The organism is Dorea chungnamensis (genome assembly GCF_039832125.1).
Lineage (GTDB): Bacteria > Bacillota > Clostridia > Lachnospirales > Lachnospiraceae > JAFBIX01.
This window is the reverse complement of record NZ_JBDOHT010000013.1, coordinates 1-25,525: the sequence shown is the minus strand read 5'-3', so window position 1 is coordinate 25,525 and position 25,525 is coordinate 1. Positions and strand designations below refer to the sequence as shown.

The following is a 25,525-nucleotide window of genomic DNA, read 5'->3' as shown; positions in this document are numbered from 1 at the left end:
ATCCTCCACTTTTTATTATGCATTCTTTTGTGAGCCTTCTAAAATCATATGCTGTAACGGTCTGCCTGGCGGGACGATCGGCAGTACATTCAATTCTTGTTCAATGATAAATTCAATGATTGTTGGTGCTTTCTGGTTTTGCTTTGCTTCGGTGAGTGCATCTGCTATTTCCGATTCTTCTGTGACACGGATTCCTTTTGCACCATAGCTTTCTGCCAGACGTATAAAATCAGGAGTATATTCCGGACAGTTTTGGGTTGGTGTATTACAGATAGCGGCACAGCTTTTGCGGCGGCGAAGGCAGGTCTGCGAATAGTGTTTTTGGTAGAACATCTCCTGCCATTGCCTTACATTTCCCAGATAGCTGTTGTTGAAGATACAGATAATAATCGACAGTTCATTTACAACAGCAGTAGCTAATTCCTGAATATTCATCTGTATACTTCCATCCCCGGATATTACGATCACATCTTTTTCAGGGTTTCCAATTTTGGCTCCAAGTGCTGCCGGGAAACCATACCCCATAGTTCCGAGACCGCCAGAAGTCAGAAGTTGTTTGTGCTCATTGAGATCAAGAAACTGAGTCGTCCATAATTGATGTTGTCCGACATCTGTTGCGATGATAGCATTTTTGAATATCTGGTTGATCTGACCGATAATCGACTCAGGTGTCATACCGTCGCCGGATATATGGATAGGGTGTGCTTTTTTCCATGTGTTGATTTGTTCTGTCCAACTTCTGATATTTAAAGGGCCGGCTTTCTCAAGTAATGAGCAGATTACATCTTTTGCGTCAGCAACGATAGAAAGATCTGCTTCAATATTTCTGGAAATGCAGATTGGATCTATGTCAACGCGGATGATTTTTGCATTTGGCGCGAATTCGTCCGTTTTTCCTGTAATGCGGTCGTTAAATCTTGCCCCGATAGAAAATAGTACATCGCACTGACTGATTGCAGAATTTGCAGCATAACTGCCGTGAATGCCTATGTTTCCAATGTATAGTTCATGGTCGGATGGTATGGCACCTTTTCCCATGATGGTCGTGACAGCAGGGATGCCGGTCAGTTGGATTAGTTTTGTCATTTCTTTACCTGCATGAGCTATATTTACACCACCACCGATTAAGAAAACAGGCCTTTTGGAGTGATCTAGTATGTCTAAGGCTTTGATAATCTGAAGGGAAGGAGTGGTGTTTTTGGGCTTGCAGTCCTGAGTATCTACTGTGCAAGGGTAATCATCGCTTCCCAATTCCTGTTGAATATCTTTTGGAATGTCAACTACCACGACTCCTGGCTTCCCGGTCTTGGCGATATAGAATGCTTTTTTTATAATTTCAGCCAGATTTTCTCTCCTTTTAACAGTAACTGCGTATTTGCTGATGCTTTTGGTAATATCAACAATATTTACTTCCTGAAAAGAGTCATTACCGATTAGTTTTGTCGGCACCTGTCCTGTAAAACATACCATTGGAACACTGTCATAATTGGCAGTCGCAATGCCGGTTACCAGATTGGCGGCACCTGGTCCGCTTGTTACAAGACAGACACCAACTTTTCCGGTAGAACGGGCATAACCATCAGCAGCATGAACTAATCCCTGTTCATGCCGCGGCAGGATGACTTTGATATCTGTTTCGCCATAAAGGGCATGAAACAGATTAATGGCCTGCCCTCCGGGATAGGCAAACAGTACGTCAACCTTTTCTTCCTTTAAAGCTTTTACAAATAATTCAGCACCAGATATTTTCATATTTCGACCTCCTTTGTATGCATGTACTTGCTTGCATAAAATTAATATTTAAGGTACTGCCAGATAAATAAATATCCGATAGTACCTGATTCATTATATTTGCGGAATTCCCCGGCAAAACACTTCGACGCTTTGCTTAATAAAGGCTTTTTTCTCTATAGACGTCAACTTATCATCAAAGGATGCGCGTAAAAAAGTATATCCAAAAGTGGATGAAAAGATAGTGAGCGCCAGGCATTCAAAATCCAGATGTGGTAATTTCCCTTTTTCTTCCATTTTTTTAAAATAATCTACGAGAGAAGATAAGAACGCCTGTGGAACTTTCATAATTAATGAGGCTGTATCATCATAAAGCTGTGGTGCCCGTAATCCAATGGAAAGATTCACAAAATCGGGTGTCATCCTCTCCATATATGCATTCATGAACATTTCCAGATCATGCTGCAAGTCCCATGTGACATTCTGGAAGATCTCTGGAGTAATATTTCCGCGCCATTTCTCCTGGGCCACGCCATGTAAAACGATATCTTTTTTGCTTTTAAATTTACGGAACAGAGTGCATTCATTGACACCTGCAGTTTTTGCGATATCCTTGGTAGTTGTAGCTACATATCCTTTGTCCCGTATTAAAGACATCGTGGCGTCAATGATTTTCTGACTTGTCTCATCCATAGCATACCTCCATGCAAGTGCGTACTTTCATCTTAACACTTTTGTTGTTGAAATTCAAGAATGGATTATTGGTCAGTTTGTTCATCACAGATTCGAACTATATTCTTTGATTTTGTTCAGTACTCGTTGCTTTTCGTCTTCGTCTAGCGGTGTAGGACGATAATCATTGTAGCTGCTGGCGGAAGAAAGCGAACATGGAATGATATTGATGTTGTCGTCTTTTTCAACCCCATTTTCTGTAATGGTAAATGTCTGCTGAAAGATCATGGTATCTTTGTCTGTTGGATTGGAGTTCCCTCCGAAACAGAAATTTCCCAGGCTGTAAGCAATATATTTGTCTTTATACTTTTCGATACCCTGTAATACATGAGGGTGATGACCGATTACCAGATCGGCACCTTCGTCGATTGCCAGATGTGCCAATTGCTTCTGTGTATCGTTTGGCTGGTATTCTCGCTCCATTCCCCAGTGAAAATTAATAATGATTAATTGTGCGCCTGCTTTTTTTAATGCAGCTATATTCTCTTTTACCTGCTGCTTCTTTTCCAGATGTTCTGCAAGTTCGTAGATACCGGTAACACCTACCTTGATCCCTTTGATGTCCAGAATTTTCACATGTTCAAAGCCAAAACTTGCGATGCCTGCATCATCTAAAGCATTGATTGTATCAGTATAACTTTGCTCCCCATAATCCATGCTGTGGTTGTTAGCCAAGTTAGCAGCTTCTATAGAACTGTCGGAAAGAATCTTGACGTAATCCTGGGAGGCTTTAAACGCATAAGTTTTGTCTGCGCGCTGGTCGGAGGTGGTAAGGGTTCCTTCCATATTTACAATTGACAGATCATCTGCTTCCAGTATGGATCGAACATTTTGGAAAAAGTAATCGGGACCGTTGATATCGTAATATGCCGGAAGACTGGTCGATTGCGCAAAGTTGACATCTGTTCCCAGTGTACAGTCACCCATAGAACTTACGGTAATAGAAACCGGTGCTTCAGAGTCGGAAGGTTCTGTACTGTTAATCACTAGTTCCTGTACATCGACTTTGGATGTATCAATATTTTCAGAAGGCGGAGGTGTTTCTACCTTCTTTTCTTTATCTTTAGAATGAAAAGAACGCACTGTCAAAAACAGTAGAATACATAGAAAGAGAAAAAGAAGAATGCACAACATTATGCGAAGTCTTTTCATCTTCTGGCGTCTGGCTCTTTTCTTTTTTGCATCTTTGATCCCACTCATCTTTTTGTACCATAAAGGGCAGCCCGATTGGACTGCCCTTTCCTTTTGAAATAGTTATATTAGTTCAAAAATGTGCATCCCTCGGCATTAACACCTGATAAATCAGCTTTATCGGCACTAATGCTTACATAGAAATCAATACCACATTCCTTTGAGATCTTTTTCAGTCTTTCAATAAAATCGGGCATGCTGTCTAAAGAAATATCAGCATGCTTCAGAATACCATCGATAAAGATACATTCGATATCGTGGTTAGAACTATACATGCCATATAAGAATCCAATGTATTCGTCTGTATTGGTAATTGTCGGGAAATCATCCATACAAATTGTACGGATATCAAATGCAACACTTGCTGTATCTCTGTGAGTTTTCTTGATAAATACTACATTGCCGTTACATTCTTTTGCTTTTGCGTTAGCCTGTTCGATCATTTGTTGTGTTTTTCCGCTGCCTTTCGGACCTGTTAATAAATTTACCATGGGAAATCTCTCCTTTATGTATCATATTATACTGAACATCTCAGTACGATTTACTTATGTCTATTATACACTAAAGGTGTAGAGGGAACAACCTTAAAATTATACATTTTCATGGAAAGATGATCAATGTTTTGTTTGTTGTGTAATGGAAAGTAAAACAAGGGGGTTGACTTATTTTAACATTCTTCATATAATAATTAGGCAAATAGTTTATATATGATAGAAACGTTGATGAGGAGTATTAAGAGCCTATCGTTTACAGAGAGCTGTCGGGTGGTGCAAGACAGTAAGCGTAATCTCCCAACTCGCCTCGGAGTTCTTCTGTTGAATGCTATGGCGATTTGAAGCAGTCATAGTAGTATAGGCAGGAGCGGGATTTCCCGTTACAGAAAAGAATGAGTGCATATGGAGTTTTACCTCCATATGAAGAAGAGTGGTACCACGGAAGCTAAGCCTTTTCGTCTCTTGAGAGATGTGAAGGCTTTTTTATTGTCAGGTTTGTGAAGAACCTCACCAAGTAAGTAAGGAGACAACCATGCTGCTAAGCTCGAAAGGACCTCGCTAAGCCAGCAGGTTGTATATTGCTTACTAGGTTCGTGTAGAACCTCACCAAGTAAGTAAGGAGACAACCATGCTGCTAAGCTCGAAAGGACCTCGCTAAGCCAGCAGGTTGTATATTGCTTACTAGGTTCGTGTAGAACCTCACCAAGTAATCAATATAGGAGGAATGGAAAGATGTCAAACGTACCTTATAATCATAAGGCAATTGAGAAAAAGTGGCGTGAAAGATGGGAAAAAGATCCTGTTAACGTCAAAGAAAATGCAGATGGAACAAAACGTGAGAAGTATTACTGTCTGGATATGTTCCCATATCCGTCAGGAAATGGGCTTCATGTTGGACATTGGAGAGGATATGTAATCTCTGATGTATGGAGCAGATATAAATTGCAGCAGGGTTACTATATCATTCATCCGATGGGATGGGACGCGTTCGGACTGCCTGCTGAGAACTATGCCATTAAGATGGGAGTGCATCCGGCAATTTCTACCGCTGAGAATATTAAGAATATCAAGCGTCAGATCAATGAGATTGCAGCACTGTATGACTGGGATCGTGAAGTAAATACAACAGATCCTGACTTTTATAAATGGACGCAGTGGATCTTTGTAAAGATGTTTAAAGAAGGGCTTGCTTATGAGAAGGAATTCCCAATCAACTGGTGCCCGTCTTGTAAGACCGGTCTTGCCAATGAGGAAGTAGTAAATGGAAAATGTGAGCGCTGTGGAACTGAGGTTACGAAGAAGAATCTTCGTCAGTGGATGCTCCGTATTACTAAATATGCAGACAGACTGTTAAATGATCTGGACAAGCTTGACTGGCCGGAGAAGGTTAAGAAGATGCAGGCTGACTGGATTGGCAAGTCTTACGGTGCAGAAGTAGATTTCCCTGTTGAAGGAAGAGAAGAAAAGATTACGGTATATACAACAAGACCAGATACCTTGTATGGTGCAACCTTTATGGTTCTTGCTCCAGAGCATGGACTGGCTAAGAGCCTGGCTACGGATGAGACCAGAGAGGCTGTTGAGAAATACATCTACGATGCATCTATGAAGTCTAATGTAGATCGTATGCAGGATAAAGAGAAGACAGGTGTATTCACAGGTAGTTATGCAATCAATCCGTTAAACGGTGAGAAGACACCAATCTGGCTGTCTGATTATGTACTGGCCGATTATGGTACCGGTGCGATCATGTGTGTACCTGCACACGATGACCGTGACTTTGAATTCGCAACGAAATTTGGCATTCCGATTATTCAGGTTATTGCGAAAGATGGAAAAGAAATTGAAAATATGACGGAAGCTTATACCGAAGCGAACGGAACAATGATCAATTCCGGTGAGTGGAATGGTATGGAATCTGCAGTGCTGAAGAAAGAAGCACCACATATCATTGAGGAGCGCGGTATTGGACGTGCAACTGTAAATTACAAGCTCCGTGACTGGGTATTCTCTCGTCAGCGTTACTGGGGTGAGCCAATTCCGATCGTACATTGTCCAGATTGTGGCTGTGTACCAGTGCCGGAAGAAGAATTGCCACTTCGTCTGCCAGATGTAGAATCCTATGAGCCGACAGGAACCGGTGAGTCACCACTTGCAGGTATTGATGAGTGGGTGAATTGCACCTGTCCTCAGTGTGGCAAGCCTGCAAAACGTGAGACCAACACCATGCCTCAGTGGGCTGGATCTTCCTGGTATTTCTTACGTTATGTTGATAATCATAATGATAAAGAACTGGTATCCAGAGAAAAAGCAGATGAGATGCTTCCGGTAGATATGTATATCGGCGGTGTAGAACATGCGGTATTACACTTATTGTATTCTCGTTTCTATACCAAGTTCTTATACGATATCGGTGTGATTGATTTTGATGAGCCATTCCAGAAACTGTTCAATCAGGGTATGATCACTGGCAAGAATGGTATTAAGATGAGCAAATCAAAAGGAAATGTGGTATCTCCGGATGATCTTGTGAGAGATTACGGATGTGATTCTCTGAGAATGTACGAGCTGTTCGTAGGACCACCGGAGTTAGATGCAGAGTGGGATGACCGTGGAATTGACGGTGTAAACCGTTTCTTAAAACGTCTGTGGAATCTGGTAATGGACAGTAAAGAAGCAGATGTAAAAGCTACCAAAGAGATGATCAAGGAACGTCACAGACTGGTATATGATATTACTACTCGTCTGGAAAGCTTCAGCCTGAATACAGCAATCTCTGGTTTCATGGAGCATAACAATAAGCTGATTGAGATTGCCAAGAAAGAAGGCGGAATTGACAAGGAGACATTGTCTACCATGGCAGTTCTTCTGTCCCCATTTGCACCTCATATTGCAGAAGAGATCTGGGAGCAGTTAGGACACGAAGGCAGTGTGTTCAGTGCCGGATGGCCAACTTACGATGAAGAAGCTATGAAAGATGATGAGATAGAAGTTCCGGTACAGATTAACGGTAAGACCAGAGCAGTCATCTCTGTGGCAGCAGATGTTTCCAAAGAAGATGCAATTGCAGCCGGAAAAGCAGCAGTGGCAGATAAGCTGACAGGAACCATTGTAAAAGAGATCTATGTTCCGAAGAAGATCATCAATATTGTACAGAAATAAATTGAAGGAAAATATTTCCGACAAATAGAGTACTTGAATTGAAAAGTGTAATAAGAAATGGCGTAGGTAATAGAGATATTATCTGCGCCATTTTTCTATGCACGAAAATGGGTGTAGGATTATTAGGAATATGATAAGATAAAAACAGAAAACATCTTGACTCTCCAGTAACGTAACGGTTTACGATGAATAGGAAAGGAGGAAGTATGAAAACAGTAAAAGAGGTGTCGGAGCTGACAGGAATCAGTATAAGAACATTACGGTATTATGATGAAATTAATTTACTTAAGCCTGCAAAATTAACAGAAGCAGGATATCGTTTGTATGACGAGAAATCGCTGAAGGAATTACGACAGATTATGTTTTTCAGAGAATTAGAAGTTCCATTATCAGAGATAAAAGCAATTATGTGAAATCCTGATGCTGATAAGCGAAAAATTCTCGAAATGCAAAAATGGATGTTAGAAATGAAGCGTAACCGTCTGAACGGAATAATTGAATTAATTTCTGACGTATTGAAAGGAGAGGAGAAGATGAGCTTTGAAGCATTTAACCATGACGATATTCAAAAAATAGTTCATCATTCATTAGAGGTTATGAGTGAAGAAGATAAAAAGACGATAGTAGAGAAGTATGGAGATATTGATCAGTTCGTACAGACTGTAACAGAAAACTTCAAAGACGAAAAGGTCTGTGAGCAGTTGATTAAAATATATGGAAGTAAAGAAAAAGCGATAGAGGCGAGTCTGCAGTCAACAGGAGATAAAGAGGAATTTACTGAGAAGCAAAATGAAATAGATATGACTTACAGACAATTTGCCCATGCAATGGAAAATTCAGATAACGATATGGCAATGGAAGCGGTAAAAAGATTGGCAGAAAATTATAAAAGTCTTTTTAAAGTAGATAATGCGAGAGCCTTATTGTTGGAAGTTGCAAACGATTACCGAAACAATTCTCAAATGGAAGAAGCCACAGACAAGCAATATGGAAAAGGAATTACAAAGTATATCGGTTCAGCAATTTATCAGTATTATGGCATAAAGGATTAGTGTAAAACAGAATTAGATGATATAATGAGTCTTGATCAGAGGTGATTTAAAATGAGTTATTCTATAGGCGGAGCAGATGGACCGACATCTGTATTTATAGCAGGACAGACGGGAGAAAACTGGATAAATATCTTTGGATTTATCATTATCATATTAATGTTACTTCCGAATCTTATCTATGCATTTTATTATCGGGGACAGGAAAATAAAGTAGTTAATAAGGGAATGAATCTGATGGAACAGATTGGAAGATATGCATCCATGTTTCTTATGGTGTTTCATATCGGAATTGCGGAATTCGGATTTTGTTCTGTGAATGCTTTTTTGATGTATGGAGTAGGAAATGTACTTTTACTAATTGCATACTGGGTTGCCTGGATGCTGTATTTTATCGAGCCGAAATTGTGGAAGAGTATGGCGCTGGCGATTATTCCCATCGGAATATTTCTGCTAAGCGGCATCGCATTGAGGCATTTCCTTTTACTCATAAGTGGTGTGATATTTGGAATAAGTTACATTTATATTACTTTCAAGAATGCGAGAGATATATGAGAAAAAGTGAAAATAATTTAAGAATGTATTGTAAAAGCTTTTTGTGATACCTGCAGAGATTATCACATCATGGCAGTTCCCAATATCTACCTTACAGAAAATGGTGAGTCTTATGATGCAAGTATATTGATTGATCAGGAAGGTACCATTCTTGGAATCCAGAAAATGGTTCATATTGCTCAGGCAGAAAGGTTCTATGAACAGGAGTATTATGCGGCATCTGATACAGGCTTTCAGGTATCTGCAGAAGGCAAGACGATAGTAAAGGCAGATGATACCGAGAAGATACTATATGCAGATATTGATTTGAAAGAATCTGCGATGATACGACAGGAAAAACCATATGTTTCAGTCAGGAGGACGGAACTGTATCTGTAAGGTTAATTAATTTCATATTGTAAATATAATTTCTTTACAATGCTAGCAGAATAATATTTTACGGAGGAATTAGATGTGACAAATGAAAAGATTCAATATATGTACTGTATTCAATGTGGAGCAGAGTTACCTGTTGGAGAGTATCCGTTAGGATGTCCCGACTGTTTGAATAAAGGGCATCCGTCTAGTTTGACATTCAAATATAAAGAAAATCTGAAAATACTTCCGATGAAAAAAGGAATGAAAAGGTACATTTCTATGCTTCCGGTTGATGATTTTATCTCTCTGGGGGAAGGTGCAACTCCAGTTGTGGAGATACCACGTCTTGCAGAGGAAATAGGAATTAGAAATCTTTATGTGAAATGTGAGTTTCAGAATCCGACAGGTTCTCATAAGGATAGAATGAATCCCTTGATTGTAACGAGAGCAAAAGAAATGGGGTATTCTAAAATTGTGGCAGCTTCAAGTGGTAACGAAGGAATCTCTCTTGCATGTTATGCTGCGGCAAATGAAATATCATGTAGTATTGTTGTAACGGATGCCATTGCTTCACACTGGAAAAAAGCGATAGAAACGACTGGTGCGGAACTAATTATTGCGAAAGATTCAATGAGTCGGTGGAAATTAATCAGAGAAGAGATGGAGACTGAAAATTGGTTTAGTGCAACTAATGTAAATGTTCCTCCAGTAGGCAGTTGCTGTTTTGGTGTGCAAGGATATAAAACGATATCTTATGAGATATTTGAGGAAATGAAGGATGATATTCCAGAGTATATTTTGATACCTACATCGCGCGGAGATTTGTTGTGGGGAATATATGAGGGATTTCAAGATTTGATTGATGCAGAAAAGATAAAAGAAATGCCACGGTTAGTTGCGGTAGAACCATTTCCTCGTTTAGAAAAAGTTAGGAGTTTGGATGAATGCATTAAACAATTCGAAGGTAATAGCCAAAATACACCATCAATTGGAGGCAATACGGTAACAGTACAATCATATTTGGCATTAAAAAATAGTAATGGATATGCAATCTCTGTTCCAGCGTCTTATGTAGGAATATCGGTGTCTGAGTTGGCGAGAAACGGATTGTATTTAGAAACATCTTCTGCATTGTCTGTTGCGGGGGTAAAAAAACTTGTAAAGGAGAAAAAAATAACAGAAAACTCAAAGGCTTTGCTGATCGCTACTTCGTATGGTTTTAAAAATTGATACACTAAAGAGTAGTGTATAGATGTAATTTTTACTGTCGAAAATAAAATAGTATGAGTTGTTGTATTTCAAAATTCATTATGCTAGAATACACACAGAGCATTTTATTTCTATCAGTCTAAGCGAAACGCGTCTGAAATTCATCTCAATCATCAGAAAATCTTAGAAATCTCAATGCTTGATCACCCACATAACAGCAGAGGATTTCCAGGATGGAACAGGATGCATTGGAAAAGCCTCTGCAAGAATAGAAAAAGGAGGCCTTTTTATGGAACAGACAGGAACAGTTACTTCAAACCGCATCTACAAAGCCCGTATCTTTGAGATGATATTCAGTGACAAAAAAGAATTGCTTGCCTTGTATAATGCAGTCAACAAAACAGATTATGATATCCCTGAATTGTTGGAAATCAACACTTTGCAAAATGCTATTTATATGTCCATGAAGAACGATGTATCTTTTATCATTGATTCCAGACTGTCATTGTATGAACACCAGTCAACTTACAGTCCGAATCTGCCACTTCGGTATTTACTGTATGTATCAGACATCTATGCGAATATTACAAAGAACGAGAATCTGTATGGGCGAAAGGTTATCAATATACCACCGCCTCGATTTTTAATCTTTTATAACGGAAGAGACCCATTTCCAGATCGAATGATTCTGAAGTTGTCAGACATGTACAGCGTTAAGGAAGATGAAATTTCTCTAGAGTTAACGGCGCTTATGTTAAATATCAATCCGGATTATAATCCGGAATTGTTGAATGCATGCAAAACATTAAAGGATTATTCCCTGTATACGGCAAGAGTACGGGAATATGCAGATAGAATGTCACTGGAGGATGCTGTGGAGCAAGCGATAACAGAATGTATCAAAGAAGGAATTCTGTCAGAATTCCTGTCGAAGAACAGAGCGGAGGCGAAACGAATGAGTATCTACGAATATGATGAAGAGAGACATATGCGTCAGACACGTGCCGAGGGATACGAAGAGGGCGAGGCCGCTGGAATGGCAAAAGGTAAGGTATTAGCAACACAGCGTCTTAACCGACTGAACCAGTTGCTTGCAGAGCAAAATCGTACGGAAGATATTGTAAAAGCAGCAGGCAATGAGGAATATCAAAAGAAGTTGTTGGAAGAGTTTGAATTGTAGATGAAAATGAATGATAAGTTAAAGAAGGGATAGGCGTGAAGCCATGGACTACAGAAATTGATCTGTATATGCCATGGCTTCTTCCAGTCTGGAGTAAAATTGTTCATAAAAATCCTGCGATGTTTGAAATGGCAGCAGGAAGAATTGTTTTAACAGATACATACTGATTGTTTTTTGCTCAGAATCGTTTTTGGCAGTTTGAATGTATTCCTGCAGGTCTTTGAGATAATAATGCCAGTCGTTGATATACTTCTCGTAACGGCGGCTGTCTTCTGTGTCGATCCATTTACGGACTTTTACCTTGCTTTTGTTTGGTTTCGGACATTCGTGAACCTGAAGAATGTATTGGAAAGAATGATTCTGGTAAAATCGTCCCAGAGGAAAGATCCGACAGATACCCGGGCGGATGGCGTGGATGCTGCATCGTTGATTCTGGTCAAGAAATGCGCATGCTTTATCATTTCCGCTCATCCTAAGATTGGGAAGGATAATTCCGTCTACAACATTCAACTCTAGAAAGCCATCTAGTAATTCTTCAAATGATTTTTGAAGACCTGTGGTTATGCGGAAGACATCCAATGGATCAAGGATAATGGAAGTTCCCATGTCATGACAGCAGGCGGAACATCCATGACAGCCGCCGCAGTCAGCCTTGACCATGTCGTTGATTCCATAGAGCTTTCCATCAGATATTTCATTTAGATCAATGTTTCTTAACATGGTTATTTCTCCTGATATAATCTTTTCTTGCTAGATAAGAAGATTATAGTGTAAGATGGTTTCAGATGTAAATAGAAAGGATTCGTTTTTATGAAGTTTTTTCATTTGTCTGACTTGCATATTGGCAGGCAGCTTCATCATTATAACTTAAGAGAAGACCAGGAAAAGATTCTGGGCGAAGTCATAGATTATGCAGAGCTGATACATCCGGATTCGATTATTATTGCCGGAGATATCTATGACAAATCGGTTCCTTCAGCGGAAGCGGTCAGTATATTTGACGAGTTTTTGACGGCTCTTTCTGCTATTGAACCGGCGATTACAGTGTTGATCATCAGTGGAAATCATGATTCGGCGGAACGTTTACAGTATGCGTCCGGCATATTGAAAAAGCACCAGATCCATCTGGCTGGAATCGCACCGAAGACACAAGAAGAATATATAGAAAAAGTGACCCTTACGGATGAATATGGGGAAATAGATTTTTATTTGCTTCCATTTTTAAAGCCTGCATATGTCAGAAAAGTGTTCGATGAAGACATCCCAGAAACTTACTCAGAAGCAGTAAGATGCTTAATTGAGCGAGAGAAGATTGATTTTTGTAATAGAAGAAATGTATTGATTTCTCATCAGTTCTATACGGGTAAAGACAATCCGCAGACTTGTGATTCTGAGACGTTTTCCGTGGGAGGAATTGACAATATAGATATCGGATGTGTGAAGGAGTTTGATTATGTGGCGCTGGGTCATCTCCACGGAGAACAGAATGTGGGAATGTCTCATATTCGTTATTGCGGAACGCTTTTAAAATATTCGGTCAGCGAAAGCAGTCATCACAAATCCCTTTCTGTGGTGACGCTGAAGGAAAAGGGAACATCACCGCAGATTGAGCTTCTGCCGCTTCATCCATTACGAGATGTACAGAAGAAGCGGGGGCAGCTTGAAGAGATCCTGAAGCAGGCAGAAGAGAAGGAAAAGGATGATTACATCAGTATTACCTTGACGGATGAAGTTGAACCATATAAGCCAAAAGAACAATTGGAAAAGGTATTCAGCCATATTCTGGAGGTTCGTGTGGATAATACCAGAACACGGAATAAATTGCAGGAACTGGATGAAGAGCTGACCATCAAAGATCCGTTGGAAAGTTTTGAGGATTTTTATCAGGAAATGCAGGGAAAAGAGATGGGGGAAGAGGAACAGGAGATTATGATGCAGATTCTGGAAGAGGCAAAGGGGGAAAAGCAGTGAAGCCAATCAGGTTAGTGATGTCAGCATTTGGTTCCTATGCAGGAAAAGAGACGATAGACTTTTCGAAAGTCCAGCATGGACTTTTCCTGATTACCGGGGATACTGGCTCAGGAAAGACGACCATATTTGATGCAATTACTTACGCCCTTTATGATCAGACCAGCGGCGGCAGGCGCGATGGTAATATGATGAGAAGTCAATATGCATCCGATGAGACGGACACTTATGTAGAATATACATTCCTCTATCAGGAGAAGACTTACACGATTCGAAGAAATCCAGAGTATACCAGGCTTGGAAAGAGGCGATATGCAGATGGATCGCCGCGTTATGTAAAGGAGTCCCCTAAAGTGGAGTTGATTCTTCCGGATGGGAATGTGTATCGGGGAAAGAAACGCGAGACAGACCAGAAGATTGTGGAGATTATCGGACTGGATGCAGATCAGTTTACACAGATTGCAATGATTGCGCAGGGAGATTTTCTAAAACTCCTTCATGCAGAGTCAAAAGAACGAAAAAAGATATTTTCTAAGATATTCCAGACTCGTCTGTATTATCGGGTTCAAGAGGAATTAAAGAGGAAGGCGAATCAGCTTTATTACCAGCTGGAAGATCATCTTCGGGATATCAGGCAAGAGATGGATCGGGTAGAATACATCGAAGACTTTGAAGAAAATGGGAAATGGGAAGAATGTAAGGCATTGCCTGTCGTTGTGAAAGAAGAAGCTCTGGAAGTGTTAAAGAATCTGATTCAGGCAGGCAGCGTCCTGGAAAAAGCGAAGAAAAAAGAGACAGAAGGACTACAAAGAAAAATAGATGAATTAAATGGCAAAAAGAAGGAAGGGGAGACACTAAGCCAGCTTTACCAGTCCCTGGAACGGATCAAGAATCAGGAACAAGAACTTTTGAATCAAAAGGAAGAGTATCAGGACAGAGAAAGAAGGCTATCCACTGCGAAAAGAGCGGAAAAGGTATATATCGAGGAAAGTCGGCTGATACAGATCACCGAGGCAATTCAGAAGAATAAAAAGACACTTGAGGAGACCGTAGACAGACTTGAGAGTGCGAAAACTCGCTTAGAAGACTGCGTGAAAGATAAAGATAACGCAAAGCAGCAGATGAAGGAACAGGAAGTAATCTGTACGCCGGAAATCATCCGAATTCAGGATGCACTTCCCTTATATGAAAAGATTGAGCAGTTGCAGGCATCTTTTGTTGAAAAGAAAAAGGAAAAAGATCAGAAGGAAAAGGAATTGCATCAATCTGTGCAGACATTAGACGCACTGATGAATCGCAAAGAGACTTTAGTGAAGATTCAAAAAGAATGTGCCGGAAGCAAAGAAAAAATGGAAGGGCTTTGCCTGAAAATTGAGCGGCAAAAAACCAGACAAAAGGAATTAGAGTCCCTTGATGGTCTATGCAGAAGTCTTGAAAAGATGAAAAGAGAATGTCAGAAAAAGAAGATTCAGGCGGAACAGGATCACAACCGGTACTTGAAAGAATTGATGAATTATGAACAGAAATATCAGGCGTTTTTGGCGGAACAGGCAGGAATACTGGCGCAGGAATTAGAAGAAGGAGATCCCTGCCCGGTGTGTGGATCCTGTGATCATCCCAAGATCTGCCAATTGTCAGAAGGAGCACCAACCCAGCAGGAAGTAGAAGAAGCGAAGCGAATAAGAAATCAGAAGGAGCAGTCCAGAGACCAGTCGACAAAGGCCTTCCAAGCAGCAGCTGTCCAATATGAGGCGGAACAGAAATCATTTTCCAGAGAATTCCTCCGAGTGATGGAAAGAGAATTTACGCTGGAAGAACTGGCTGAGGGAACAAGAGCAGGTGCGCAGATTCGGGATGAGGCTTTCCAATGCGCAGAAGAGATCTGTAAGCTTCAAGATGCGCTGATTTTGGCACAAAAGGAAAGTGAGCAGTTGGAACAGGCCCAGCGAGAAGAACAACAGATTCTAAAGAAGGTGGAAGAACAAAAGCTCATCCAGGAGAAGGAAAAAGAAAGGCATGCAGAAGTATCGCTAAAGCTTAGTCAGCTGGAATCAGAGATTCATTCAAAAAGTGAAGGACTTCCGGCTGCATCGCAGAAGATTGCGAAAGAGCAGTTGAAAAAACTGGAGGACTCTTTACAAAAGGTGAGACAAGCGTTAGAATTAGCAGAACGAAGAGAACAGCAGGCAAAGGAAAGTGTTCAGCAGCTGGAAGGACAGACAGACAGCCTCAAGCAGGCAGTTCAACAGCAAAGGGAAGAAGAAAAATATCAGAATCAGGTATACCATACCATGATACAGCAGCAATGTTTTAAAGATGAAGAAGAGTATCATGCCGGGAAAATGTCTTCGGAAGAGATCCAGGAGTCAGAAAATCTGATTCAGCAGTATCATACAAAGCTGCATCAGATTTCCGGGATGAAAACATCGCTGGAAGAACAAATAGATGGAAAAACAGTAGAAGATCTGGAAGAGATTCAGGTACAAATTCAGTCTGTCAGTCAGGAACAGAAGATCAGACAGGAAGAATATCTTCAGTTATACAGTATCAATAAGAAGAATCGAGAGATTAGAGAGCATCTGAAACGCTATTTTGAAAAAACAGGAAGTCTTCAGAAGCAATACGAAGTAGTAAGCAATCTTAGTAAGACAGCTAACGGAACGTTAAGCGGGGCCGTCAAGATGGATTTTGAGACTTACGTCCAGAGACAATATTTTAAGCAGATCATACATGCCGCGAATAAACGACTGGTTCAGATGACATCCAATGAATTCATCCTGCAGTGCCGGGAAGTGAAAAATCTTGGAAGTCAGGGACAGGCAGGGCTGGATTTGGATGTCTACCATATGGCCAGTGATTCCGTGCGTGATGTAAAGACTCTTTCCGGCGGAGAATCCTTTATGGCATCTCTTGCAATGGCGCTTGGCCTTGCAGATATTGTGCAGAATACAGCAGGAGCAATCCATCTGGATACGATGTTCGTGGATGAAGGATTTGGTTCGTTGGATGATGCTGCCAGAGAACAGGCAATCAAGGTCCTGTGTGATCTGGCAGATGAAAAGAGACTGGTTGGTATCATCTCGCATGTCAATGAATTAAAGGAACAAATAGATTGCAAGCTATTGGTTAAAAAGACAGAACATGGCAGTCATGCCCGATGGTCTGATGAGACAGACCCGATATAGTTTGAAAGAACCGTAACAGAGAGAAAAGTGATAAAGGGAGGACAGGATAAACGATATGAAGTATGATTATTTGATTGTTGGTGCCGGACTATTCGGTTCCATTTTTGCACATGAGGCAAAAAAAGCAGGGAAAAAGGTGGTTGTAATTGACCGCCGTAATCATGTCGGCGGAAATATCTACACCAAAGAAGTAGAAGGAATCCAGGTACATCAGTATGGAGCACATATTTTCCACACTTCAGATAAAGAAGTGTGGGATTATGTCCAGCAATTTGCTGAATTTAACCGTTATACCAATAGCCCTGTGGCAAGATATAAAGATGAGTTATATAATCTGCCTTTTAATATGAATACCTTTAGTAAGATGTGGGGCATTACGACACCGCAGGAGGCGAAAGAGATTATTGACCGTCAGATTGCAGAAGCTGGAATCACAGAGCCCAGGAATCTGGAAGAGCAGGCAATCTCGCTTGTGGGAAGGGACATCTATGAAAAATTAGTCAAAGGATATACAGAGAAGCAGTGGGGTAAACGTGCCGACGAACTTCCAAGCTTCATCATCCGCCGCCTTCCGGTTCGATTCGTATATGATAACAATTATTTCAATGATAAATATCAGGGAATTCCTGTAGGCGGATACACACAGATGATTGAAAAGATGCTAGAGGGAATCGAAGTCCGGCTGGAGACAGATTTCTTCCAGAATCGTAAGGAACTGGAAGCTGAGGCAGAAGAGATTGTCTTTACGGGAATGATTGATGCATATTATGAATATTGTTATGGGGAATTGGAATACCGAAGCTTGAGATTCGAGACAGAAGTACTGGATATGGAGAATTATCAGGGCAATGCAGTTGTCAATTATACAGAATATGAGATTCCTTATACTCGTATCATCGAACACAAACACTTTGAGTATGGATGTCAGGGGGGCTATGGCAATACAGGTATTCCGGCGAATCCAAAGACTGTCATCACCAGAGAATACCCGGCATCCTGGTCCAAAGGTCAGGAGCCATACTATCCAATGAACGACGAGAAAAATAACACCTTATACGAAAAATACAGACAACTTGCGGATAAAGAACCGCATGTCATCTTTGGAGGCCGCCTCGGAATGTACCGCTACTACGATATGCACCAGATTGTATCCGAAGCTCTCAAGTGCGTAAAGGCTCATCTGAATTAAAGACGGAGAAGTGAAAGTCACGGAGAATTCCTCCGGCAAAAAGAAATCCCTGAGACACAAGATGCATTTAACTTGTAGCTCAGGGACTTTGAATTTATATCATTATTTTTTCTGATATTCTAATGCGGCTTCGATAAATCCACGGAACAAAGGATGTGGTCTGTTCGGGCGAGATTTTAATTCTGGATGTGCCTGAGTTGCGATAAACCAAGGGTGTTCCGGAATTTCGATCATTTCTACAATTCTTCCGTCTGGTGACAGACCAGAGAGCATCATACCATGTGATGTAAGATCGTCGCGGTAGTCATTGTTTACTTCGTAACGGTGACGGTGGCGTTCACTGATATTTTCTGTTCCATATAATTTGTAAGCCTTAGATCTTTTATCAAGAACACATGGATAAGAGCCAAGTCTTAATGTTCCGCCGATATCTTCAATACCAATCTGATCCGGCATGATGTGGATGACCGGATGTGTGGTATTTGGACTTAATTCTGCACTGTGTGCATCGTTGTAGCCGATGACATCCCGGGCGAATTCTACAATGGCAAGCTGCATTCCAAGGCAAAGACCGAGGAATGGAACATTGTGCGTACGTGCATATTTGATTGCCTCTAATTTGCCGTCGATTCCACGATGTCCAAAACCGCCAGGAACAAGAATTCCGCTGACATCTCCCAGAAGTTCTTCTACGTTATCAGCTGTAACAGTTTCAGAATCTATCCATTTGATATTTACGGTAGCACGACTGAAGATACCACCGTGTTTTAATGCTTCTACAACACTGATGTACGCATCGTGAAGCTGAATATATTTACCGACTAAAGCTACAGTGACTTCGGTGTTTGGATTCTTCAGATATTCTACCATCTCAGCCCAGTCTTTTAAGTCTGGTTCCGGACAGTCAAGGTGCAGACATTCACAGACAACGCCTGCGAGATTCTCTTCTTCCATAGCCAGAGGAGCCTCATACAGATACTCTACATCCAGATTCTGCAATACGTGATTGGATGGTACATTACAGAACAAGGCAATCTTATCTTTGATGCCAACATCCAGAGGATGCTCGGAACGGCATACCAGAATATCCGGCTGAATTCCCATTCCCTGAAGATCCTTTACACTTGCCTGAGTCGGCTTGGTCTTCATTTCCTGGGAAGCACGCAGGTAAGGAATCAGGGTAACATGGATTAAGATAACATTTTCATGACCCTTTTCATGCTGGAACTGGCGGATTGCTTCCAGGAACGGCTGACTTTCGATGTCACCGACGGTTCCGCCTACTTCGATAATGGCAATTTCTGTATTTTCTGCTGCAGGATTGCGGTAAAAACGATTTTTAATCTCGTTTGTTATATGAGGAATTACCTGGACGGTTCCTCCTCCAAAGTCTCCACGGCGTTCTTTTTGAAGAACGGACCAGTAGATTTTTCCGGTTGTAACATTTGAATTCTTGCTCAGACTTTCGTCAATGAATCTTTCATAATGGCCCAGATCAAGATCGGTCTCAGCTCCATCGTCGGTTACGAACACTTCACCGTGCTGTACCGGATTCATTGTACCCGGGTCAATATTAATATAAGGATCGAATTTCTGCATGGTCACAGTGTAACCACGTGCTTTTAACAGTCGGCCAAGAGATGCGGCTGTAATTCCTTTACCAAGTCCTGATACAACACCACCTGTAACAAATACGTATTTTACTGCCATAATTTCCTCCTTAAAGTTCAATCTGTCATGTCTCTCATTCATTATATTAAAAAAATACTTTAAGATTATACACCCTTTTCGTTGAAAAATACAGAGTTTTTTTCATACTTTGCTTCAAAAGTGGCCTGTATGGATAATTTTTTGAATTGCTTCATATCTACAGAACTGACCATGACAGAAGTATGTGCCTGGCATCCTCTTAATTCCGGCAGCTGATCGAGTGCCAACTGTGCAACTGGGTCGGTGGCTGCGCTAACAGACAAGGCAATCAGTACTTCGTCGGTATGGAGTCGTGGATTTTTGCTGCCCTGATATAAAGTCTTTAATTTTTGAATCGGTTCAATTGCTGCAGGAGAAATCACATGACGTTTATGATCAATTCCTGCCAGCTCTTTTAATGCGTTCAGAAGAAGAGCAGCAGAAGCCCCCAGTAGATTAGAAGTCTTTCCGGTGACCATACGTCCATCATGGAGCTGAAGAGCGGCAGCAGGCGCGTCCGTTGCCTGAGCAAGCTCCAGGGCAGCATCAACGACTAGACGATCGTGAACCGTTATTCCGGCCTGGTTCATGAGCATCTCGATCTTGCAGACTTCTTCTTCTGAACAGGATCCCATGAGAAGTCGCTGCAGAGATGCATAGTATCTGCGGATGATTTCCTGGCGGGAAGCCTCCCGGCAGACCTCATCATCACAGATACAGTTTCCAGCCATATTTACTCCCATATCAGTAGGAGATTTATAAGGGCTTTCCCCGTAAATGCGTTGGAACATGGCGTTTAATACCGGGAAGATCTCAACATCCCGGTTATAATTTACAGTAGTCTTTCCATATGCTTCCAAATGGAACGGGTCAATCATGTTAATATCGTTCAGATCAGCAGTCGCAGCCTCATAGGCCAGATTGACCGGATGTTTTAATGGAATATTCCAGATCGGAAATGTCTCATATTTGGCATAACCGGCAGAGATGCCGCGCTGATGTTCATGGTATAGCTGAGAAAGGCATACTGCCATTTTTCCACTTCCGGGACCTGGTGCTGTAACAACGACCAGTGGACGGGAAGTCTCGATATAGTCATTTTTGCCATATCCGTTATCACTTACAATATAAGGTACATTGGACGGATAGCCAGGAATGATATAGTGGCGGTATACTTTTATGCCAAGTTTTTCCAGACGGTTCTTAAATAAAGTAGCACTTTCCTGACCGCTGAACTTGGTGATTACAACGCTGCCGACATAGAGGCCATGTTCCTGATAGACAGCCATCAGGCGAAGTACATCAGAATCATAAGTGATGCCGAGATCGCCGCGAATCTTATTTTTTTCGATATCCTCTGCACTGATTACGATTACGATCTCTGCCTGGTCAGAAAGCTGCTTTAACATGCGCAGCTTACTGTCCGGCTGAAAACCAGGTAGCACACGGGAAGCATGGTAATCATCGAATAATTTGCCACCGAATTCAAGATAAAGTTTATTGTCAAATTGATTAATTCGCTCCCGGATATGGGCAGACTGCATTTGAAGATATTTTTCATTGTCAAATCCAATTTTCATTGTGTTCATTCCCCTTAGTCTTTCTATATAGAATTATACTTTCGATTGCCGTGTATCTGGAAAAAAACTGCCAGTTACGCATAAGCATTATTAATAAAAGTATACTACACCATGTGGAGAGTTTACAATCTTTTCATAATGTTTTTGTTGATTTCTAAGGAGGCTGTCCTTATAATGAAAGAGAAGCACAGGAGGAGAAATATGGACAACCAGAATAATAAAAACAAAAATAACCATAATAATAAAGATAATAAGCAGGGTTTTTCTTTTATTATATTAGTTACATTAATAACAATGATTCTAGTTATGGCACTGTTCCAGTTTCAGGGAACAGGAGAAGGAAATGAGATCACTTATGATGAATTCATCAAGATGGTAGATGACGGGAAAGTCGATGAAGTACAGATTCAGAGCGACCGGATCGTGATTAAAGAGAAAAAAGAAGATGGACAGAAAGTTGCAAAAGAATATTATACCGGTATTGTTAATGATGATAAGCTTGCAGATAAGCTGACAGAAGCAGATGTAAAGTTCAGTCAGGAGATACCCGATACGACATCTATGGTAGTGGCGCAGACTCTGGCGACGTTCTTACCAATTATCATTTTTGTCGGTCTGATCGTATGGATGACTCGAAAGATGTCAAAAGGCGGCGGAATGATGGGTATTGGCAAGAGTAATGCCAAGATGTATGTGGAGAAGTCTACAGGTGTTACTTTCAAAGATGTTGCCGGTCAGGATGAAGCAAAGGAGTCTTTGCAGGAAGTCGTTGATTTTCTGCATAATCCGGGTAAATATACAAGCGTTGGTGCCAAGCTTCCAAAAGGAGCACTCCTTGTAGGCCCTCCGGGAACTGGTAAGACACTTCTTGCCAAGGCAGTTGCAGGAGAAGCGAAAGTACCATTCTTCTCATTGAGTGGGTCTGCGTTTGTCGAGATGTATGTAGGTGTAGGAGCATCCCGTGTGCGTGACCTGTTCAAGCAGGCACAGCAGATGGCTCCATGTATAATCTTTATCGATGAGATCGATGCCATTGGTAAGAGCCGTGACAATCAGCTTGGAAGCAATGATGAGCGTGAACAGACGTTAAATCAGCTTTTGGCAGAGATGGATGGATTTGAGAGTAACAAGGGATTGGTGCTTCTTGCAGCAACAAACCGCCCGGAGATTCTGGATCCGGCACTTTTGAGACCGGGACGTTTTGACCGTCGTATCATTGTGGAAAAGCCTGATTTAAAAGGAAGAGTTGATGTTCTGAAGGTACATTCGAAGGATGTGCGGATGGATGAAACGGTAGATCTGGAAGCAATTGCGCTGGCAACATCCGGTGCTGTTGGCTCAGATCTTGCCAATATGATCAATGAAGCAGCAATTAACGCCGTTAAGAATGGACGAAATGCAGTATCTCAGTCAGATCTGTTCGAAGCTGTGGAAGTGGTACTGGTCGGAAAAGAGAAGAAAGACCGTATCATGAGTCAGGAAGAAAGAAGAATCGTATCTTATCATGAAGTAGGACACGCACTGGTCAGTGCACTCCAGAAAGATTCCGAACCGGTGCAGAAGATCACGATCGTTCCCCGTACAATGGGTGCCCTCGGTTATGTCATGCAGACACCGGAGGAAGAGAAGTTTCTGAATACGAAGAAGGAATTACAGGCAATGTTAGTCGGAATGTTGGCAGGACGTGCGGCGGAAGAGGTCGTGTTCGATACCGTTACGACTGGTGCTGCCAATGATATTGAGAAAGCGACCAGTATCGCAAGAGCCATGATTACGCAGTATGGTATGAGCGAAAAATTCGGCTTGATCGGGCTGGAATCTATTCAGAATCGTTATCTGGACGGCCGTCCGGTAAGCAATTGCGGACAGGAGACAGCTTCAGAGATTGATCAGGAAGTCATGAAGATGTTAAAGGAAGCTTACGAAGAGGCTAAGAGACTGTTGAGTGAGCATAGGAATTCCCTGGATAAGATTGCAGCATTCCTGATTGAGAAGGAGACGATTACCGGAAAAGAGTTTATGGAAATATTCCATGAAGTAGAAGGAATCGATCCGAATGCTCCTAAGAAAGAAGAACAGAGAATCGGTATGAATCCGGTGGAAAGAGAAGATATCCAGACAGAAGCTGTTGAAGTTACAGACAGCACAGAAGAATAGGTAGAAATAAAGACGCGTACAGATAAAAGTTCTTTGTGATCAATTCTCAGACTTGATTGCAAAGAATTTTTTCTTATGTAATAATGAAGTGGAAGAAATAGGGGGAGAGCCTATGTTTGATATTCAGGAAGAATTAAAAAAGCTGCCTGGGAAACCAGGCGTTTATATTATGCATGATGAGAAAGATGACATCATATACGTTGGAAAAGCAATCAGTCTCAAGAATCGTGTGAGGCAGTATTTTCAGAGCAGCCGGAACAAGGGCGCCAAGATTGAGCAGATGGTGACCCATATCACTCGATTTGAATATATTGTGACGGATTCTGAACTGGAAGCATTAGTACTGGAATGCAATCTGATTAAGGAGCATCGACCAAAATATAATACAATGTTGATGGATGACAAAACATATCCATTTATTAAAGTAACCGTAGACGAGCCTTATCCCAGGGTGATGATGGCAAGACGCATGGTGAAGGATAAGGCAAAATATTTTGGACCTTACACCAGTGCCGGTGCTGTGAAGGATACAATTGAACTGATTCGTAAGCTTTATCACATACGAAGTTGTAACCGGAAGTTGCCTAAGGATATCGGGAAAGAACGTCCTTGCTTAAATTATCATATCCATCAGTGTAAGGCACCCTGTCAGGGTTATATATCACAGGAAGAGTATCGTAAATCTATCCATGAAGTGATTCATTTTCTGAATGGAAATTATGACGTAATCATAAAAGAGCTGGAAGAAAAGATGCAGGCGGCATCAGAAGCGTTAGAATTTGAGAAGGCGATTGAATATCGTGAATTACTCTCTAGCGTGCAGAAGATTGCTCAAAAACAGAAGATTACAGATACAGCAGGAGATGACAGAGATATTCTGGCGGTGGCAGTAGAAGAAGAGGATGCAGTTGTACAGGTATTTTTCATCCGGGGAGGACGCTTGATCGGAAGAGATCATTTTTATTTAAAAATAGCGAAAGGAGAGACTGAAAAAGAGATTCTGTCCAGCTTTGTGAAGCAGTTTTATGCCGGGACACCATATATTCCGTCGGAACTGATGCTTCCAGAGGAGATTGAGGACGCAGAAGTTATTGAGGAGTGGCTTGCAAAGAAAAGAGGACATAAAGTTCATCTGAGAGTTCCGAAAAAAGGAACGAAAGAAAAACTGGTAGAGCTGGCCAGAAAAAATGCGGCTCTTGTTCTGAGCACAGATAAAGAACGGTTGAAACGGGAAGAAGGACGAACCATCGGCGCTGTAAAAGAATTGGAAAATCTTCTTGGGTTAAAAGGAGTAGTACGGATGGAAGCATATGATATTTCCAACACCAGTGGTTTTGCATCTGTTGGCTCTATGGTTGTCTATGAAAAAGGAAAGCCGAAACGTAATGACTACCGTAAATTTAAGATCAAAGGCGTGCAGGGAGCGGATGACTACGCCAGTATGGAAGAAGTTCTGATCAGAAGATTTGAACATGGAATGCGAGAAAAAGAAGAAGGAAAAGATATGGGTGGATTTACATCTTTTCCTGATCTGATTCTTATGGATGGCGGAAAAGGGCAGGTAAATGTGGCGTTAAAAGTGTTGGATAAACTTCATCTGAATATTCCAGTCTGTGGAATGGTCAAGGATGACAATCACCGTACAAGAGGACTGTATTATCAAAATAAAGAAATTGCTATAGATAAGAATTCTGAGAGCTTCAAATTAATTACCAGAATTCAAGATGAGGCACACAGGTTCGCCATTACTTTCCATCGTAAATTGAGAAGTCAGGGACAGGTACATTCGATTTTGGATGACATTAAGGGAGTAGGGCCGGCTCGTAGAAAGGACTTGATGAAACATTTCGAGAGTATTGATGCAATAAGAAATGCTACAATAGAACAACTGAAAGAACTCCCTTCTATGAATGAAAAATCAGCACAGGATGTCTATAACTTTTTTCACGAATATGATATAATAAAAAAATAATAACCTGACTTTTGCAAGAAAATAAGTATAAAATACCCGTCAAGCCCAATAAATACAGGGCCTGGCGGGTTTGCCATTTTGTCATATTTTCATGGCGTTTTTTCCTTTGGAATGAAAAAAGTGAA

General features: G+C 41.2%; 19 protein-coding genes and 1 other annotated feature. Of the genes, 12 read left to right on the top strand and 7 right to left on the bottom strand.

The genetic code is table 11. The annotated features are described in order from the left end of the window. Nucleotides 1-15 precede the first annotated feature (15 nt). The 4 genes from ilvB to ABE613_RS11530 all read right to left on the bottom strand — a co-directional run bounded on the left by ilvB (nucleotide 16) and on the right by ABE613_RS11530 (nucleotide 4,145). The gene (ilvB, locus tag ABE613_RS11545) at nucleotides 16-1,752 is read right to left on the bottom strand and encodes a biosynthetic-type acetolactate synthase large subunit (RefSeq protein WP_347376440.1); all 1,737 of its coding nucleotides are present in this window, start codon (nucleotides 1,750-1,752) and stop codon (nucleotides 16-18) included. Nucleotides 1,753-1,845: 93 nt separating this feature from the next. Further along, nucleotides 1,846-2,424, bottom strand: coding sequence for a TetR/AcrR family transcriptional regulator (locus ABE613_RS11540; protein WP_235231750.1), 579 nt, complete (start codon nucleotides 2,422-2,424; stop codon nucleotides 1,846-1,848). A gap of 84 nt (nucleotides 2,425-2,508) precedes the next feature. Then, a complete protein-coding gene (locus tag ABE613_RS11535; protein ID WP_347376439.1) occupies nucleotides 2,509-3,663 on the bottom strand; it encodes a CapA family protein in 1,155 nt (384 codons plus the stop codon). Nucleotides 3,664-3,722: 59 nt separating this feature from the next. Then, the gene (locus tag ABE613_RS11530) at nucleotides 3,723-4,145 is read right to left on the bottom strand and encodes a hypothetical protein (protein ID WP_235231748.1); all 423 of its coding nucleotides are present in this window, start codon (nucleotides 4,143-4,145) and stop codon (nucleotides 3,723-3,725) included. A gap of 219 nt (nucleotides 4,146-4,364) precedes the next feature. Next, nucleotides 4,365-4,614, top strand: a binding site (T-box leader). A 266-nt stretch (nucleotides 4,615-4,880) separates the two neighbouring features. Here ABE613_RS11530 and leuS point away from each other — a divergent pair. From leuS to ABE613_RS11495, 7 genes are all read left to right on the top strand, one after another. Continuing rightward, nucleotides 4,881-7,310: a leucine--tRNA ligase gene (gene leuS, locus ABE613_RS11525; RefSeq protein WP_347376438.1), complete on the top strand. Its 2,430-nt coding sequence runs from the start codon at nucleotides 4,881-4,883 to the stop codon at nucleotides 7,308-7,310. A 206-nt stretch (nucleotides 7,311-7,516) separates the two neighbouring features. Then, the gene (locus ABE613_RS11520; protein WP_235231746.1) at nucleotides 7,517-7,723 is read left to right on the top strand and encodes a MerR family transcriptional regulator; all 207 of its coding nucleotides are present in this window, start codon (nucleotides 7,517-7,519) and stop codon (nucleotides 7,721-7,723) included. Nucleotides 7,724-7,777: 54 nt separating this feature from the next. Then, the gene (locus ABE613_RS11515; protein WP_235231745.1) at nucleotides 7,778-8,362 is read left to right on the top strand and encodes a TipAS antibiotic-recognition domain-containing protein; all 585 of its coding nucleotides are present in this window, start codon (nucleotides 7,778-7,780) and stop codon (nucleotides 8,360-8,362) included. A gap of 51 nt (nucleotides 8,363-8,413) precedes the next feature. Next, nucleotides 8,414-8,914, top strand: coding sequence for a hypothetical protein (locus ABE613_RS11510; RefSeq protein ID WP_347376437.1), 501 nt, complete (start codon nucleotides 8,414-8,416; stop codon nucleotides 8,912-8,914). Nucleotides 8,915-8,983: 69 nt separating this feature from the next. Continuing rightward, a complete protein-coding gene (locus ABE613_RS11505; RefSeq protein ID WP_347376436.1) occupies nucleotides 8,984-9,292 on the top strand; it encodes a hypothetical protein in 309 nt (102 codons plus the stop codon). Between the two features lie 75 nt (nucleotides 9,293-9,367). Next, a complete protein-coding gene (locus tag ABE613_RS11500; protein WP_347376435.1) occupies nucleotides 9,368-10,501 on the top strand; it encodes a pyridoxal-phosphate dependent enzyme in 1,134 nt (377 codons plus the stop codon). A gap of 268 nt (nucleotides 10,502-10,769) precedes the next feature. Next, nucleotides 10,770-11,660: a hypothetical protein gene (locus ABE613_RS11495; RefSeq protein WP_235231739.1), complete on the top strand. Its 891-nt coding sequence runs from the start codon at nucleotides 10,770-10,772 to the stop codon at nucleotides 11,658-11,660. 48 nt (nucleotides 11,661-11,708) lie between these two features. Here ABE613_RS11495 and ABE613_RS11490 read toward each other — a convergent pair whose 3' ends face one another. After that, nucleotides 11,709-12,380 carry a YkgJ family cysteine cluster protein gene (locus tag ABE613_RS11490; RefSeq protein ID WP_235231737.1) on the bottom strand — a complete coding sequence of 224 codons (672 nt, stop codon included), beginning with the start codon at nucleotides 12,378-12,380 and terminating at the stop codon, nucleotides 11,709-11,711. Between the two features lie 90 nt (nucleotides 12,381-12,470). Here ABE613_RS11490 and ABE613_RS11485 point away from each other — a divergent pair, with 90 nt between their 5' ends. The 3 genes from ABE613_RS11485 to glf are packed head-to-tail and all read left to right on the top strand — an operon-like array spanning nucleotide 12,471 to nucleotide 18,002. Further along, on the top strand, nucleotides 12,471-13,631 hold the full coding sequence (locus ABE613_RS11485) for an exonuclease SbcCD subunit D (RefSeq protein WP_347376434.1): 1,161 nt from the start codon (nucleotides 12,471-12,473) through the stop codon (nucleotides 13,629-13,631). Further along, on the top strand, nucleotides 13,628-16,813 hold the full coding sequence (locus ABE613_RS11480; RefSeq protein ID WP_235231734.1) for an SbcC/MukB-like Walker B domain-containing protein: 3,186 nt from the start codon (nucleotides 13,628-13,630) through the stop codon (nucleotides 16,811-16,813). Before ABE613_RS11485 ends, ABE613_RS11480 begins: the two co-directional genes overlap by 4 nt. A 55-nt stretch (nucleotides 16,814-16,868) precedes the next feature. Continuing rightward, on the top strand, nucleotides 16,869-18,002 hold the full coding sequence (gene glf / locus ABE613_RS11475; RefSeq protein ID WP_235231733.1) for a UDP-galactopyranose mutase: 1,134 nt from the start codon (nucleotides 16,869-16,871) through the stop codon (nucleotides 18,000-18,002). 102 nt (nucleotides 18,003-18,104) lie between these two features. Here the strand turns inward: glf and pyrG are convergent, their stop codons facing one another. Beyond that, complete coding sequence (pyrG, locus tag ABE613_RS11470; protein WP_235231732.1) at nucleotides 18,105-19,712, bottom strand: CTP synthase; 1,608 nt, start codon at nucleotides 19,710-19,712, stop codon at nucleotides 18,105-18,107. Between the two features lie 65 nt (nucleotides 19,713-19,777). Further along, the gene (locus ABE613_RS11465) at nucleotides 19,778-21,271 is read right to left on the bottom strand and encodes a DUF1846 domain-containing protein (RefSeq protein ID WP_347376433.1); all 1,494 of its coding nucleotides are present in this window, start codon (nucleotides 21,269-21,271) and stop codon (nucleotides 19,778-19,780) included. Nucleotides 21,272-21,472: 201 nt separating this feature from the next. Between ABE613_RS11465 and ftsH the strand changes: the two genes are divergently transcribed. Together ftsH and uvrC are read left to right on the top strand one after the other, a co-directional pair. Then, a complete protein-coding gene (gene ftsH, locus ABE613_RS11460; protein WP_235231729.1) occupies nucleotides 21,473-23,428 on the top strand; it encodes an ATP-dependent zinc metalloprotease FtsH in 1,956 nt (651 codons plus the stop codon). A 112-nt stretch (nucleotides 23,429-23,540) separates the two neighbouring features. Then, nucleotides 23,541-25,400, top strand: a complete 1,860-nt coding sequence (gene uvrC / locus ABE613_RS11455) for an excinuclease ABC subunit UvrC (protein WP_347376432.1) — start codon at nucleotides 23,541-23,543, stop codon at nucleotides 25,398-25,400. Nucleotides 25,401-25,525 lie beyond the last annotated feature (125 nt).

Bases quoted from the DNA above. Each gene is read 5' to 3' on its own strand.
- ilvB (WP_347376440.1), bottom strand. From the start codon at position 1,752: ATGAAAATATCTGGTGCTGAATTATTTGTAAAAGCTTTAAAGGAAGAA.
- ABE613_RS11540 (WP_235231750.1), bottom strand. From the start codon at position 2,424: ATGGATGAGACAAGTCAGAAAATCATTGACGCCACGATGTCTTTAATA.
- ABE613_RS11535 (WP_347376439.1), bottom strand. From the start codon at position 3,663: ATGAGTGGGATCAAAGATGCAAAAAAGAAAAGAGCCAGACGCCAGAAG.
- ABE613_RS11530 (WP_235231748.1), bottom strand. From the start codon at position 4,145: ATGGTAAATTTATTAACAGGTCCGAAAGGCAGCGGAAAAACACAACAA.
- leuS (WP_347376438.1), top strand. From the start codon at position 4,881: ATGTCAAACGTACCTTATAATCATAAGGCAATTGAGAAAAAGTGGCGT.
- ABE613_RS11520 (WP_235231746.1), top strand. From the start codon at position 7,517: ATGAAAACAGTAAAAGAGGTGTCGGAGCTGACAGGAATCAGTATAAGA.
- ABE613_RS11515 (WP_235231745.1), top strand. From the start codon at position 7,778: ATGAAGCGTAACCGTCTGAACGGAATAATTGAATTAATTTCTGACGTA.
- ABE613_RS11510 (WP_347376437.1), top strand. From the start codon at position 8,414: ATGAGTTATTCTATAGGCGGAGCAGATGGACCGACATCTGTATTTATA.
- ABE613_RS11505 (WP_347376436.1), top strand. From the start codon at position 8,984: ATGGCAGTTCCCAATATCTACCTTACAGAAAATGGTGAGTCTTATGAT.
- ABE613_RS11495 (WP_235231739.1), top strand. From the start codon at position 10,770: ATGGAACAGACAGGAACAGTTACTTCAAACCGCATCTACAAAGCCCGT.
- ABE613_RS11490 (WP_235231737.1), bottom strand. From the start codon at position 12,380: ATGTTAAGAAACATTGATCTAAATGAAATATCTGATGGAAAGCTCTAT.
- ABE613_RS11485 (WP_347376434.1), top strand. From the start codon at position 12,471: ATGAAGTTTTTTCATTTGTCTGACTTGCATATTGGCAGGCAGCTTCAT.
- glf (WP_235231733.1), top strand. From the start codon at position 16,869: ATGAAGTATGATTATTTGATTGTTGGTGCCGGACTATTCGGTTCCATT.
- pyrG (WP_235231732.1), bottom strand. From the start codon at position 19,712: ATGGCAGTAAAATACGTATTTGTTACAGGTGGTGTTGTATCAGGACTT.
- ABE613_RS11465 (WP_347376433.1), bottom strand. From the start codon at position 21,271: ATGAAAATTGGATTTGACAATGAAAAATATCTTCAAATGCAGTCTGCC.
- ftsH (WP_235231729.1), top strand. From the start codon at position 21,473: ATGGACAACCAGAATAATAAAAACAAAAATAACCATAATAATAAAGAT.
- uvrC (WP_347376432.1), top strand. From the start codon at position 23,541: ATGTTTGATATTCAGGAAGAATTAAAAAAGCTGCCTGGGAAACCAGGC.